Raw genomic sequence first — 15,692 nt, forward strand, 5'->3', positions numbered from 1 at the left:
ACTGTATAGTAGTATTAGGAAAAAAATCCAAAGATTACTTTTTATATTAATTTAAAAAAATACATAAAAGAAAGGATGTACATTAAATGCAAAAAGAAATTATTTCAACAACTAATGCTCCAGCAGCAATAGGACCTTATTCACAAGGAATTAAAATAGGAGATATGGTGTTTACATCTGGACAACTTCCAGTTAATCCAGCAACAGGTGAGGTTGTAACTGAAATTAAAGCAGCTACTAAACAATCTTTAGAAAACGTTAAAGCTGTTTTAGAACAAGCTGGTAGCAGTTTAGACAAAGTAGTTAAAGTAGTAGTATTTATTAAGGATATGAATGACTTTGCTCAAGTAAATGAAGTTTATGGACAATATTTCACTGAAAATGCACCAGCAAGAAGCTGTGTTGAAGTTGCAAGACTTCCTAAAGATTGCGTAGTAGAAATAGAAGCTGTTGCATCATTATAATTGTAAATAGGAGCCTTAGGCTCCTATTTTTAATTAAAAATGAAAAGTTAAGAATGAAGAAGTAAGGATGATGTAATTCGTTCCAAATTGCTAAAAATTATAATTTTTATGACTTTTTAAGTTCTGTTAAGTTATTCCAATATCTTTTTGGCATGGAGCGTTTTTGAAGTTTTAAATTGACTCTTTCTTTTATTGTTGTAGATTTAAAATAATCTCTCCATAAATTTTCAAATTCATCATTATGATTTTTTAATAAATTATATATATCATTATTCATTTCTGTAATTTCAAAGGTATCTTTATTATAGATAGAAGCTAAGTTTCTTTTAACATCATGAATAATCCAATACTCATTTTTAAATCTGTTTTGAAAGTGAGGAGAAATTAATTCAAGAATATTATTATCAGGCTCTATAGAAGAATATAAAAATTTATCATTAATTAATGAAAATCTAACAAAGCCTGTAAATCTATGAGATTCTAATTTTACACGTCTTTCTATTAAATCTAATTCTCTAACTTCATTTAAATGTAAATATTTATGTATATCACTACCTATTTTAAAAGCTAACTTTAAATATTTAAAACATAAAAGGCCTTTATCCTTATAATTAGATAAATGTAGTGTATATATTTTACTTAATGCATAAGGATCAATTTTACATACTATGGCATCCTTAACTTTGTTGTATTTAATTAAATCTGTTTCGATATAAACTTGTCTAGTTAACATATCTAAAGGAGTGGAGTCATCAGTTCCTATATAAATTATTTCTTCTTTAGAATAAAAAGCATAATATATTGCAGAGAGAAGTCCCTCAAAAGAATCTTCATAAATTAATTTTAACACTTAATCACCTCTTAAAATTCACCAGTAATAGATGTTATTTTATCCTTTGGAAGAAGGATTTGCTTAGGCTCTGGAAGTAGTATATTATTAGAAGAAATATATATATTATCGAAAAAAGATAATTGTGATGAGTTTTCATCATCAATTTTAGGCTTATCCATATAAAGGAGACGAGTTCTTATTTTTTCATCATTAAAGGAAACATCTCCATAATATTTTCCCTTGCAGGTAATAAAGTATTTAGCTCTTTTTAATACAACTCCAATTTTCTTTAAATCTTCAAAGGAAAGACTATGAACTTTTCTTGCAGTTAATATTCTTCTAGCAGAACGAACTCCAATTCCAGGAATTCTAAGTAATTCATCATAAGAAACTTTATTTACTTCCATTGGAAAGTTATTTATATTATTTAAAGCCCAAGAAGTTTTAGGATCAAAATTTAAATCAAAATTTTCATTTTCATCTTTTAATAGCTCTTTAGCTTTAAAGCCATAAAATCTTAAAAGCCAATCAGCTTGATAAAGTCTATGTTCCCTAACTAAAGGAGGATGGATTATATCAGGCAGTGCTTTTTCATTTTTAACTACAGGAACATAAGCAGAGTAATAAACTCTTTTTAAATTAAATTTATTATATAAATTCTCTGATAAATTTAAAATTTTAAAATCACTTTCTGGTGTAGCACCAACAATAAGTTGAGTACTTTGCCCACCAGGAACAAATAATGGGGTAGACTTTATCTTTTTCTTTAAATCTTTAGTTTCTAAAATATTATTTTTAATTGTATTCATAGGAGTTAATATATTTTCTTTAGTTTTTTGAGGAGCAAGAAGTTTTAAACTGGAAGAGGAGGGTAATTCTATATTAACACTCATTCTATCAACAAATTTACCTGCTTCTTTTATTAAAGCTTCATCTGCACCAGGAATAGCTTTTAAGTGAATATATCCATTAAAATTTTCTTCTAATCTTAATTTTTTAACTACTTTAAGTAATAATTCCATTGTATAATTAGGATTTTTAAAAATTGCAGAGCTTAAAAATAATCCTTCAATATAATTTCTTTTATAAAAATTAATAGTTAAATCAACAACTTCTTCAGGAGTAAATGCAGCTCTTTGAACATCTTTAGAAGAAGCATTTACACAGTATTTACAGTTATAAATACAATAATTTGTTAATAATATTTTTAAGAGAGAAATACATCTTCCATCAGCTGTGAAACTATGACATATTCCACTATTTGCTGCATTACCTAAGCCATCATTGATATTTTTTCTTTTAGAGCCAGATGAAGAACAAGAAACATCATATTTTGCAGCGGCTGAAAGTATATTAAGCTTTTCTTTTATATTCATATAATCACCTACAATAAGTATTTATAAATATTATACAGAACATATGTTCATAGTTCAATAGATTATTATAATTAATATATTTTACATATTCCTTCCTTCAGTTTTTAAGTGTTAAAGTATCATAGCAAGGTGACTTGGAGCGTATGCGACGGAACATGGATATGATACTTTAACACTTATTTATTAATTTTCCTATTAGTTAAAGTTAATACTATAAAATGCATAAAAGAATAAAAAAGATAATATTGGAAATTATAATAATAGAGAAGTGATAAAATAATTATATTTATAGGCAAAATAAAATATATATAATAATTGGGTATTTTTTACTTGCAAATAATTTTATTGTATCTATAATTATTGTTGGTAAATAATAATTATTAAATAAAGAAAGGAAGATAAAAATGAATAAATTAAAGAGAATATCTGTATTACTTTTTAGTATATTATTCACTGCATCACTTTTCGTAGGATGTAAAAATAATGATAAGAAAACTATTAATGTATTAAATTATGGAGAAAATATAGCCGATGGCTTAATTAAAGAATTTGAAGAAGAGTACAATGTAAAAGTAAATTATAAAACTTTTGATGATATGGAAACTATGTATATAGAAGTAGCTTCAGGAAAGACTAACTGGGATGCAGTTTTAGTAGCTGATTATATGGCAGATAGAATGATACAAGAAGGATTACTTCAAAAGATAAATAAAGATAATATTCCAAACTTAAGTGAAATGAGCGAAAATGACATGGGTCAGCCTTATGATCCGAGTAATGAATACACTGTACCATATATGAATGGAACTATAGGTATTATATATAATAAAGATTTAGTAGATGATACAGTTGATAGCTGGGATATAATGTGGAATGAAAAGTATAAAAAACAAATATTTGTTTTAGATGCTCAAAGAGATGCTATAGGAATGGCATTAAAAAAATTAGGCTATTCATTAAATACAACTAATGAAAAAGAGCTTGAAGAAGCTAAAAACTTATTAATAGAACAAAAGCCTTTAGTATTAAAATATGGTGCTGATGAAGTTAAGGATTTAATGACATCAGGAGAAGCAGCTATTGCTATGATATGGTCTGGGGAAGGTTTAACTTTAGCAGATGAAAATGAAAACTTAGAATATATAATACCAAAAGAAGGTGCAAATTACTGGTTAGATTCATGGGCAATTCCAACAAATGCAAATGATAAAGAAACTGCTGAAAAGTTTATTAACTTTGTAAGTAGCAAAGACAATGCTTATAAAATTGCAGAAGAAATAGGTTATACTACTCCAAATAAATTAGCAATGGAAGAGCAACCAGAGGAAGTAAGAAATAATGAAGCAGCATACATGCCAGAAGAAATTATGGAAAGATGCGAAGTTTATCAGTACTTACCTCAAGAAAAGCTAAGATTATATGAAGATGTTTGGAGTGCTGTAAAAACAGCAGATTAATTAGAAATTGATAAAAAAATATTAATATTACATTAAGTAAATAGAATAAATAAACTATTAATAGTATAATATTAATAACATCTATAAATAACATAGGAGTTGATTAGTATTATGGATAGAGTTATAGATTTTAATGAATTAAAAAATAGAGTCAATGATAAAGATATAGATAAGTTTGAATCTTATATGTATACTTTATATTATGATATGTCTTCAGGAAAATTAAATATGTCTGATTTTACCAAGAAGATAATGGAGTACATGGAAGAAAACAATATATCTCAAGATAAGTTTTTAAAAATGCAAACAAAGCTTATGGAGAGATATGGTTTTGATGCTTCAGGTATTGAAGAACAAATTAAGTCTTTAGGGTTAGACAATGTAATTCCAGGTGGTGGAGATATAGAAAAAATAAGAAAAAATATGAGTTTCCAAGAGAAATATAAAGATAGAATTAAAGTTTCAACAGTTAATAATTACTTTATAAAAAATGAAAAAAATAATGTGGATATAATAACTGATGGAGAAAAAATAATTCTAACTAGTGAAGGAAAAATAGATTTAAATGATTTAGAATTAAATGATTTCTTATGCTCTTATAAAAAGCTTATAGATAATAAAACTCTAAAAATTAATATTTGTGAAAATACTAAAGAATACGAATACTAGAATTGTTAAAAAAAATCTATTTATTTTCTTACATTATAGTTTATAATAAGTAAGGTATGATATTAATCATACCTTATTTTTGATTTTAAGTACTTCTATTAATTTTTTAATAATTTGAAAGTAATTAAATTAATAAATTAAAATTAAATAGGAGAATTTTTTACTAATAGATGTAATTTTCAGGAGGATAATAATGAGCGTATTAACAGTTAAAGATATGAGCCATGGTTTTGGTGATAGAGCAATATTTGAAGATGTGTCCTTTAGATTATTAAAAGGAGAACATGTTGGATTAATTGGTGCTAATGGTGAAGGTAAATCAACATTTATGAGTATAGTTACAAATAAACTTATGCCAGATGAAGGAAAAGTTATTTGGTCTAATAATGTTAGAGTTGGATATATGGATCAGCATGCAGCTTTAGAAAAAGGACAAAGCATTAGAGATGCTTTAAGAGATGCATTTAAATATCTTTTTGATTTAGAAACAGAAATGAATACTCTTTATGAAAAAATGGGAGATTGCACACCAGAAGAATTAGAAAAAATGCTTGAAAGAACAGCAGTTATTCAAGATCTTTTAGATCATAATGGATTTTATATAATAGATGCAAAAGTTGAGGAAGTAGCAAAGGGGCTTGGACTTTTAGATTTAGGATTAGATAGAGATGTAGATGATTTATCAGGAGGACAAAGAACAAAAATACTTTTAGGTAAGTTATTACTTCAAAATCCAGATATATTACTTTTAGATGAGCCTACTAATTATTTAGATGAAGAACATATTGAATGGCTTAAGAGATATCTTCAAAATTATGAAAATGCATTTATATTAATTTCTCATGATATACCATTCTTAAATTCAGTAGTTAATTTAATTTATCATGTTGAAGAAAGAAAGCTAACTAGATATGTTGGGGACTATAATGAATTTAAGAGATTATATGAAGAAAACAAAAAGAGATTAGAAGCAGCATATGAAAAGCAACAAAAAGAAATAGCTAGATTAGAAGATTTCGTTGCTAGAAATAAAGCAAATGTTGCAACCGCAAATATGGCTAAATCAAGACAAAAGAAATTAGATAAAATGGAAGTTATAGAACTTTCAAAAGAAAAACCAAAGCCAGAGTTTAACTTTAAACCAGCAAGAACATCAGGAAAAACTATTTTTGAAACTAAAGATTTAGTTATAGGATATGATTCACCATTAACTAAGCCTCTAAACTTATATATGGAAAGAGGTCAAAAAATAGCTTTAGTTGGTGCAAATGGACTTGGAAAAAGTACCTTATTAAAGAGTTTACTTGGAAAAATACAACCTTTAAGTGGAGAAGTACATTTAGGAGACTATCAACATATAGGATATTTTGAACAAGAAGATAGAGAAAAAAATACAAATACTTGTATAGAAGAAGTGTGGCAAGAATTTCCAAGTAAAACACAATACGAAATAAGAGCAGCCCTTGCAAAATGCGGATTAACAACTAAGCAATTAGAATCAAAAATAATGGTTTTATCAGGTGGAGAAGCAGCAAAGGTAAGATTATGTAAAATATTAAATACAGAAACAAACATATTAATCCTTGACGAGCCTACAAACCACTTAGATGTAGATGCAAAAGATGAATTAAAGAGAGCATTAAAAGAATATAAAGGATCAATTTTATTAGTATCTCACGAACCAGAATTCTATAGAGATGTAGTAACAGAAATATGGAATTGTGAAGAGTGGACTACTAAGATTGTGTAGTTAAATATTAAAAGAGTTAGCGTGAAAGCTAACTCTTTTTATAAAATATTACATAATTAATAGTTAATTCCTGCTGACTTTATGTTATTAATATCACCTTGAGAGCATGGAGTAATTGCATAAGTCATTTTGCAATTTGGACAAACGGTTACAAAAGTCTCCATTACCAATTCTTCTTCACATGAGCATTTTATTGGATAAGGAGTATTTAATTTTAAATCTGCTTTTCCTTTTTGTCTTAATCTATCAACAATAGCTTTTCCGTCTTTAGTATTTGTTCCACAACCACAACTCATAATTTGACCTCCTAAAATTTAAATTAATAGTATCTTAATATTAATTATATATAAAATATTAATTTAAGTATGTAACAATAGTTACCTAGGAGAGTTTTATTTATTTTGAGATAATTTATCAAAGCAAGATTTACACATGCAAGCTTTTCCTCTTTTTTCTTCTGGAACCATTTCTAAAATTTCTTTTGTAAATTTAACAGTATGGCACCAACATTCTTTTTGTCCAACTTGACAGTTGTTATATTCCCCACATATAGGACATGTTTTATTTGGTTTATGTTCGATCATTATATCACTCCTTAGTAAATAATATAACTTTAATATTACTATATAATAGTACTATAAATTATAAAATTTTTAAATGGAATCATACAAGGTTTGTTATTTCTTTGATTTTTTTATTGTCTTTACATAGATAGATATTTATGCAATAAATAATATATGGTAAGAAGAATTTTAATTTAAGTTATAAATAGAGATATATAGAAGTAAAAATGAGGTATTTGGATATGGCTATAAGTGTGAAAGAAATTCTAGCTAACGGAATGTTAGAATTATGTGAAATAAAATCTTTAGAAAAAATAACAATTAAAGAGCTTTTAATTAAAACTGGAGTTAGTCGTCAAACTTTCTATAATCATTTTTTAGATAAAAATGATTTAATTCAGTATATTTATTTAAGTAAGATAATACCTGAATACAGTGATAATCAAGTAGAGAATATGAACTTTCATGATTCTTTACTAGCTTCACTTAAAAGAATGAAAGAGTATCATAATTTTATGAAACAAGCTTGTTTAATAGATACTCAAAACTGTTTAAAAGATTATATATTTGAACATTGTAAAGAATTTGATTTAAATTGGCATCAAAAGCTTTATGGTAAAAAGGAAATGCCGAGTGCTTTACGTTTTGCAACTGAATATCATGCAATGGCATCAAGTAGTATGGTGCTATCTTGGATATTATCAGATATGCCTTCTTCTTGTGAGGAGATGGCAGAGTTAATTAATCAGCTTAGAAGTATAGGTATGGAAAAACTATTTAAGGATGGAGATATAGGAAAAAATCCATATATAAGATAGGTTGACATTTTTAAAAGAATGTCAAGATGTAGATTTTATTTTAGCTTTGTAAATTTTATTATTAGTTAATCCTTTTTATAATAAATTTATAAATGAAAGGTGGTAATATTAATGGAATATATAAGGCTTGGTAATTCAGATTTAAATGTATCTCGTATTTGTATGGGGTGTATGGGTTTTGGAGATTCGACAAAAGGTCAACATACATGGACATTAAATGAAGAGGAGTCTAGAAAAATAATTAAAAGAGGTTTAGAGCTAGGAGTGAATTTTTTTGATACTGCTATTGCATATCAAAGTGGAACTAGTGAAAAGTATTTAGGAAGAGCACTTAGAGATTATGCAAAAAGAGAAGAGGTAGTTGTGGCTACAAAATTTTTACCTCGTACAAAAGAGGAAATAAATAAAGGTATAAGTGGGCAACAACATATTGAAAATAGCCTTAATAAAAGTCTTGAGAACCTAGGTATGGATTATGTAGATTTATATATCTATCATATGTGGGATTATAATACTCCACTTTATGAAATTATGGATGGACTAAATAGAATGGTAAAGGCAGGCAAGGTTCGTTATATTGGTATTTCTAATTGTTTTGCATGGCAAATAGCAAAAGCAAATGCATTAGCAGAAAAATATGGATTTGCAAAGTTTATTTCTGTACAAGGACATTATAATCTTATTTTCAGAGAAGAAGAAAGAGAAATGGCCCCTTATTGTAAGGAAGAAAATATTGCAATGACTCCATATAGTGCGTTAGCTGGGGGAAGACTTTCTAAGTATCAAGGAGAAAAATCTAAGCGATTAGAAGAAGATAATTATGCAAAATCTAAATATGATGTTACAAAGGAAAAAGATGAGATAATAATTGATAGAGTAGCAGAATTAGCTAGAAAAAAAGGCGTAACTATGACTGAGATATCATTAGCTTGGTTACTAACTAAAGTGTCTTCACCAGTAGTTGGAGCAACAAAAATGCATCATATTGAAGGGGCTGCTATTGCCGTAGATGTAAATTTAACTGAGGATGAAATTTTATATTTAGAAGAAGCTTATGTTCCACATAGCTTAGTAGGAGTTATGGCGGAAAATAGAAGTAAATAAAAATATAATAAAGATGAACTAAAGTAGTTATAAATGTGTGAAGGTTGCTATGAAAAATATGATTCTATTTGCTATTTTCTTTGAATAAGAAAATAGAGAGAAAAGTATAATACGAAATAAGAACATCCCTTATAAATATGGATTAATAACTAAAATAATATAATCATTAATATTAAATATTTTAATATATTAAAATATATCCTGTAGAGTAGATATTATAAAAAAGTCTACTTTATAGGATTTTTATATTTATAATAGCTTTGTAAAGTTATATATAAATGTTATTTGAATAAAAATTATTTTTATCCGATATTTTATGTTTAAAATTAGTGATAAAATAGCAAAAAAAATTTTAAGAAAATTATAGAATAATTTAAGTTTTTTAGTATAATTATGTATAATTTTAGTATTAATGGAGGGATAATTTTTGAATAAAAAGAAGATTTCAAGGATAATAGCTGGAGCTTTAGCGGCTAATGTAGCTCTGAGTACTTTATCTGATGCTAAAACTGTTTCGGCTTTAGAGTTATCTGATGTATCTACAAGTTCTAATGATAAACCAAATAGTTCTGATTCATCTAATGAGTCGGGTGAACTTAGTAATTCAGGAGTTGATTCAAAGAAAACACTTAATGGTGTTTCAGTTGAACAAATGCAATCTGATTTTGAAAGTGTGGCGAATAATGCAGGGAATTCAAATGAAGGTATTAGTTTGTATAGTGAAGAGAGTGATGATGGTTCAACTAATAATTCAGTTGTAGACAATCACGATTCAAGTGCTGATTCATCTGATTATGCACAAGATACTTCTATTTATCTATCTGATTTAACTTATGATAGTTTAAGTTATCTTCAATGGAAAGCAGTTAAAATAAATAAGAGTTCATCAGGTGATAATATTCATCTATTAGTGAATGGTAAAGAAAAAGTGTTCACTAAGGGGATAGGTGTTGATACAGATGCTCAAGTTGTTTATGACATTAGTCAATACTCCAAAACACATACACACCTAGTTGGTTATTTAGGAGTTGACTATAGACAAAATGGTAAAGGTGATGGAGTTGACTTTACAATAGAGACTTCACAAGACGGTGAAACTTGGAAAACAATAGATGATGTAGGAGTTAAAAAAGCGTCTAATGAAGCTTACATGGTTTATGTAAAAGTTGAAGGTGCTAAATATGTTAGATTAAGTGCTATGTGTGGCCCTAATGATAATAGATCTTATGACCACGCTGTTTTTGCTAACATCAGATTAGTAGATTCTAGTTATGATCCTTCTACTGAAGAAAGTTATAATGGATTTATGACTGTAACTCAGTATGATGAAATTATATCTAAAAGAAGTGTAGAAGAGAATTATGATAGTTATAAGCAACAAGTACTAGAAAGAGAATTTGTTAGAAGAATTGGATATGATACTATATCAAGTCTAATAAACACTCAACCTGGTGTTAAAGAAGCTTTAAATTGGCTATTCTCTGATTTTAATTCTTTAGAGATGTTTATACAAGCTGGTGATTATTTTAGTGGTACTGGGTATAATGCTTTATTAGCCCTAGGTAAATTATATAATGAGTTTAAAGGTGATTTAGGTAATTTACAATACAAGAAGATGTTATTGGCTACTGCGGCTGCTTATTCTAAAGATTTAAAACCTTTCATGGTTGATTACGGCGGTAATTGTGTTGGTGCTAATCCCGTTGAAACTTATAAGAACTTCAAAAAGTTGTATGACGAAGATAGATTCGTAAGGAAGTCTGAATTTGAAAATTACAACATGGAATTAGTTCGTGCTGTAATGGATGCTAGAATTAATTACGATGAAATGATTTGGTTAAGAGATTACATAGACAAGAAGTATCCTCCTGATACTTCACTTAGTGACTGGAAAAGATATAATGGATATGGATATGCTGGATATGTTAATACTGGTTATGGACAAAGTAGATTCTATTCTGAAGAAAATAAAGATACTTGGAATAAGAAATATGGATTCCTAGATTATGGTATTAGCTATGGTAATACGAATTTATATCGTGCTTGGATGTTTATGGAGGCAGGTGCTATCTGTTGGGGACTTTCAGGATTGGGTATGGTTGTTAATGAACTTCAAGGTATACCTGCAATAGGTACTTATCAGCCAGGACACGAAGCCTATTTATTATATTCTGTGAATTCTCAAGGAAAAGGTATTTGGTCTATATCTGATGATATTGGTGGTTGGCAGTCTTCATTTACTAGATGGGGAAATACTATACAAACTGAGCATAGATTACCATTAGGATGGGGTCAAATGGAATATAACACTTTAAATAAAAGTGGTTATGCTAATAATACATCTTATATACTTTTAGCCCAAGACGCTATGAATGATTATTCTAATTACATGAAATCATTTTATTATAATCTGATAGCTAATAGTTATGATGTTGGAAGTGAAGAGTATAAAAAAGCTCTAGATTTATCTCTAGAATCTTATGATAAGAACCTAGATAGTATTTATGCTAAGTTTAAAATGTATAAATTAGATTCATCTACAACTGACAAGCAATGGTTCGAGTTTGCTCAAATGGTTGCAGATAAGTATACTTACTACCCTGCTCCAATGGTGGATTTATTGGATCTTATAAGAGCACAAATGAGTGATAGTACTCTTAAAGCCACTGTAGACATAATCGAAACTTCTACACTTACGAAGGCTAGTGTTGCTACACCTGCACAAAGTTTACAAAATAGTGCTTGTCAAAAAGTAGCTAAGTCGTTATTAGGTCAAGCAACTACTCCATTAGCAAGCTTCTCATTTGATGGTGAAAATGCTAATAAGATTATTATTAATGAGAGCTATGATAATTCTACAATACAAATAAGAGTTTCTCTAGATGGTGGTAATACATGGGAGAAATTTGAAGATGGCAAGGAGTTTACTATTAACCATGTAATAGAACTATCAGATGAACAAGTGAAGAAAATAAACTCAACTGATGACATTCTAGTAGGGTTAATGGGTACTGAAGAAAATTATACTATAGATATAAAAGATGGTTCTAAAATAACAACTAGTGTTCTTTATAAGAATGACGAAGAGAATAAGTTATTTGGTAACATATCTAATCTAGAGTATAGTGAAGATGGAGTTAATTGGTATACTTATACTTCTGATATCAGATTTCCTAGCACAGAAGACAGAGTAATTAAATTTAGATATAAGGCTTACGGTGTGTATCTTCAAGGTCCTTCAGATCAATTTACATTTAAAGCAGACAAAGATACAGATACTAAAAAATATATTACCATAGATCATTTATCTTTAGCTGGTTTTTCCACAGAACTTTCTAGTGATAAGGCTTCTAATGTTTTAAATGGTAATGGGAATAATGGATGGCATGCTGATGGAGGTAAAGAAGATACTTTATCTGATTCTAGATACCTAATAGTTAAGTTAGATAAAGTTAGATACATTTCTGCTTTAGAATATTATTCTGCATACAATAACGGTAAAGTTAAAAATGGTACAGTTTATACTAGCTTAGATGGAGTTAATTGGACTGAAGCTGGAAAGGCAACTGGTTGGGATAATAGTGCTACATTCAAGACTATAGACCTAACAAAATCAATGCCAGCAAGATATGTTAAATTTGTTGGTAATGAAACTTATGGTAGCCCTATTATGTCTTGTAGAATATTAAACTTGTATGAAGATACTACCCAAGAGTACAAAGCTGAAGCTAAAATAGATTATGTTACAAGTGATGATAAATTAACTGTTACTGCTAAATTGGTTTTACCTGAAGGTTGTAATGTTGTTGGTGATTCAGAACATGTATTTGACAGAAATGGTAAATTTATATTTAAGTTTACAGATGCAAATGGAGTAGAACAATCTATAACGGCAGAGGTTAATAATATTGACGAGAATCTTCCTAGAATGGATTATGAATTTGATTACCCTAGCATTACAAATAAAGATGTTACACTAACAGTAAATTCATTCTCTAAAGAAGGAGTTAGTGTTGTTGAAGTAGATGAGAATCCTAGCTTTGATGAACATGGTAATTATATAATTAAAGGTGATTCTAGTTCATCAACTGATTCGGAAGAAATAGTAGTTTTTTCAGATGATAGTGCTGATTCTAATGATTTAACTGACTTTAGTGATTCAAATTATTCAGGAGATGCTATTGAGTCTACTAAAACACTTTATAGCTACAAGTTTGAGAAGAACAAGACAGTAGTGTTTATCCTAGAAGATTCAGCTGGAGTAAGAAATTATATACCAGTTACTGTTGATTGGATAGATAAGGAAGCTCCAGAGTTTGATATAGTGTTTGATGTTGAAGACCCAACTTATGACCCAGTTATTGCTACTGTTACTGGTCTTGGAGAAGGAGAAACAGTTATTAGTGAAGGTGGAGGAACTCACAAATTTACTAAGAATGGTGAACATGAATTTATAGTTACTGATGAAGCTGGAAACATAACTAAGAAGATTGCTAAGGTTACTTGGATAAGAGAAAACAGCTCTGATAAAGATGAGAATTTAGATTCTGATTATGGAATAGAAGACACTAGAGACTTTGAAGTTGAGTTCAATTATGATTACTTAACTAATCAAGATGTTACAGCAACTCTAATAGGTTTAGATAGTACTGATAAAGTTGTTAGTCAAGGAGGAGAAACTCATACCTTTGTTAAGAATGGACAGTTCACATTTGTCATAGAAGATAAGTATGGTAATCAATTTGAAAAGATTGTAAAGGTTGATTGGATTGATAAAGATGCTCCAGTTTTTGAGATTAATTATAGTACTGAAGAACCTACTTATGATGAAGTAGTTGTTACTATAGTTGGGGTTAAAGATGATGAAGAGATAATAAGTGATGGTGGAGATACTCATGTATTTACTAAGAATGGAAGACATACATTTAAAGTAAAAGATAAAGCAGGTAATGTTACTGAGAAGGTTGCAGAAGTTACTTGGATTAGAGAGAACAGTTCAGATAAGGATGAGAACTTAGACCCTGATTATGGTATAGAAGATACACGTGATTTTGAGGTTAAGTTTAACTACGATAAGTGGACTAATCAAAATGTTATAGCAACTATAGAAGGATTAGACACTAGTGATCAAGTTATAAGTGATGGTGGAAATTCTCATGAGTTTGATACTAATGGGAAGTTTACTTTTGTAATAAGAGATAAATATGGTAATGAATTCAATAAAGAAGTAGAAGTAAATTGGATTGATAAAGATGCTCCTACTGCAAATATAGCTTTAGACTATTCTAAAGCACATGAAGGTATAGTGATAGCTAGACTTACTAATGTAAGTGAAAAAATAGAGATTACTACTGCTGAGAAATTAGATTATCATGAATTTAAAACTAATGGTAATTATACATTTACTTTTGTAGATGAAGCAGGAAATACTGGTGAAGTGACAGCTAATGTTGATTGGTTTAAATTCGAAGAAATTACTTCAATGGTTTCTTATGATGAAGTTTTCGAAAATGAATCTGTAGATAGTGAACCTAACAAGGTAATAGCTACTGTGGACATAGATGAAGAGAAAATGGAAGTACTTAATAACAATGGTTCTAACAAAGTAACATTTATTAAGAATGGTGTATTCCACCTTAAAGTTAGAATGAGAGATTCAGGGGAGGAATTCTATGTCATGGTTGAAGTTAATAGTTTATCAGAAACTGCTGATGAAGATGAAAGCCCTGTATTACCTCCTAGTGTTGAAGATGGCTCAACTGATACAGATGATTCAACTAATGATGGAAACTTAGGTGGAGATAACTCTACTGATCAAAATAATCCTGTAGTACCGCCAGTTGTTGGGGGAGATGGTTCAGATAATGGAAGTATATCAGATGGATCAATTGAACAAGCTCCAGTAGAAGATGGAGAAAATACTTCGAATGATGGAGACCTAGATAACTCAACTGCTGATGATTCAAGCATTGGAGATGCAGATGTATCTAATGATTCTGATAGCGATTTATCTAATGGTTCAGATATTGTAACTGTAGCTCCTCCAGTTACAACACCTCCAGTAACAAATCTAGACAATGGAAATACAGGTTCAGGTGGTAATGTTTCAGGAAGTGGCTCTAGTTCAGAAGGAAACTCTGGAAATGGAAACTCAGGTAATGGATATGGTAATTCTTCAAATAATAGTTTCTCAAATGTAGGATTAAATAGTAATAATATTGCATCAAATAATTTAAATTCAAATAATAATTCTATTGGATTTAATGGCTCTTATAATGAAAGATTAGAGGAGAGTGATTCTAATAAAGAATCTAATGTAACGCATAATGATGAAGAAGCTAATAGAGAGTCAGAAACTAATTCTTCTAGCGATTTAACAAATAGTGAAAATTCTTCCAAAGGTTCGGTTGAAGAAGATAATAGTCAAGAAAATAAAGTGAATAAGGGCGTAGTTGCTACAGTTATTGCTACTACTACTGCATCACTTAGCGTATTATATGTTTGGCTTAGAAGATTATTTGGATTAAAAAAATAGTTTATTAATTGAGGACGTTGTCTAATGTTGATTTATTCAACGTCCTTTGTTTAGTAAATTTATTTGGAGATTTAAATGCTTTTATAAAATAAAAGTGCAATTTGTATTTTAAATTTTTAGGTAT

At 28.7% G+C, this 15,692-nt stretch carries 11 protein-coding genes; 7 read left to right on the forward strand and 4 right to left on the reverse strand.

Translation table 11 applies throughout. From position 1 onward, the window contains the following. Window positions 1–86 precede the first annotated feature (86 nt). Window positions 87–464 carry a RidA family protein gene (locus tag H9660_RS07100; RefSeq protein ID WP_191749675.1) on the forward strand — a complete coding sequence of 126 codons (378 nt, stop codon included), beginning with the start codon at window positions 87–89 and terminating at the stop codon, window positions 462–464. A gap of 106 nt (window positions 465–570) precedes the next feature. On the opposite strand, the gene H9660_RS07105 is transcribed toward H9660_RS07100, so the two are convergent. Together H9660_RS07105 and H9660_RS07110 are read right to left on the reverse strand one after the other, a co-directional pair. Next, window positions 571–1,314, reverse strand: coding sequence for a TIGR03915 family putative DNA repair protein (locus H9660_RS07105; RefSeq protein WP_191749676.1), 744 nt, complete (start codon window positions 1,312–1,314; stop codon window positions 571–573). An 11-nt stretch (window positions 1,315–1,325) separates the two neighbouring features. Next, complete coding sequence (locus H9660_RS07110; RefSeq protein WP_191749677.1) at window positions 1,326–2,672, reverse strand: putative DNA modification/repair radical SAM protein; 1,347 nt, start codon at window positions 2,670–2,672, stop codon at window positions 1,326–1,328. A 404-nt stretch (window positions 2,673–3,076) separates the two neighbouring features. Here H9660_RS07110 and H9660_RS07115 point away from each other — a divergent pair, with 404 nt between their 5' ends. The 3 genes from H9660_RS07115 (at window position 3,077) to H9660_RS07125 (ending at window position 6,548) form a co-directional block, all read left to right on the forward strand. Beyond that, window positions 3,077–4,129, forward strand: a complete 1,053-nt coding sequence (locus H9660_RS07115; RefSeq protein WP_191749678.1) for an ABC transporter substrate-binding protein — start codon at window positions 3,077–3,079, stop codon at window positions 4,127–4,129. A gap of 108 nt (window positions 4,130–4,237) precedes the next feature. Further along, window positions 4,238–4,798: a DUF3867 family protein gene (locus tag H9660_RS07120; protein WP_191749701.1), complete on the forward strand. Its 561-nt coding sequence runs from the start codon at window positions 4,238–4,240 to the stop codon at window positions 4,796–4,798. A 193-nt stretch (window positions 4,799–4,991) separates the two neighbouring features. Beyond that, window positions 4,992–6,548 (forward strand): ABC-F family ATP-binding cassette domain-containing protein, encoded by a 1,557-nt coding sequence (locus H9660_RS07125; RefSeq protein WP_191749679.1) that lies wholly within the window; start codon window positions 4,992–4,994, stop codon window positions 6,546–6,548. Between the two features lie 56 nt (window positions 6,549–6,604). On the opposite strand, the gene H9660_RS07130 is transcribed toward H9660_RS07125, so the two are convergent. Both H9660_RS07130 and H9660_RS07135 read right to left on the reverse strand, forming a co-directional pair. Then, entirely contained in the window at window positions 6,605–6,844 is a 240-nt protein-coding gene (locus tag H9660_RS07130) for a hypothetical protein (RefSeq protein ID WP_191749680.1), read from the reverse strand. Window positions 6,845–6,940: 96 nt separating this feature from the next. Further along, a complete protein-coding gene (locus tag H9660_RS07135; protein ID WP_191749681.1) occupies window positions 6,941–7,132 on the reverse strand; it encodes a cysteine-rich CWC family protein in 192 nt (63 codons plus the stop codon). Window positions 7,133–7,353: 221 nt separating this feature from the next. Between H9660_RS07135 and H9660_RS07140 the strand changes: the two genes are divergently transcribed. The 3 genes from H9660_RS07140 (at window position 7,354) to H9660_RS07150 (ending at window position 15,568) form a co-directional block, all read left to right on the forward strand. Beyond that, window positions 7,354–7,929: a TetR/AcrR family transcriptional regulator C-terminal domain-containing protein gene (locus tag H9660_RS07140; protein ID WP_191749682.1), complete on the forward strand. Its 576-nt coding sequence runs from the start codon at window positions 7,354–7,356 to the stop codon at window positions 7,927–7,929. Between the two features lie 111 nt (window positions 7,930–8,040). Beyond that, entirely contained in the window at window positions 8,041–9,033 is a 993-nt protein-coding gene (locus H9660_RS07145) for an aldo/keto reductase (RefSeq protein ID WP_191749683.1), read from the forward strand. A gap of 427 nt (window positions 9,034–9,460) precedes the next feature. After that, the gene (locus tag H9660_RS07150; protein ID WP_191749684.1) at window positions 9,461–15,568 is read left to right on the forward strand and encodes a discoidin domain-containing protein; all 6,108 of its coding nucleotides are present in this window, start codon (window positions 9,461–9,463) and stop codon (window positions 15,566–15,568) included. The last annotated feature ends 124 nt before the right edge of the window (window positions 15,569–15,692 follow it).

The sequence above is a fragment of the Clostridium gallinarum genome (assembly GCF_014836325.1).
Taxonomy (GTDB): domain Bacteria; phylum Bacillota; class Clostridia; order Clostridiales; family Clostridiaceae; genus Clostridium; species Clostridium gallinarum.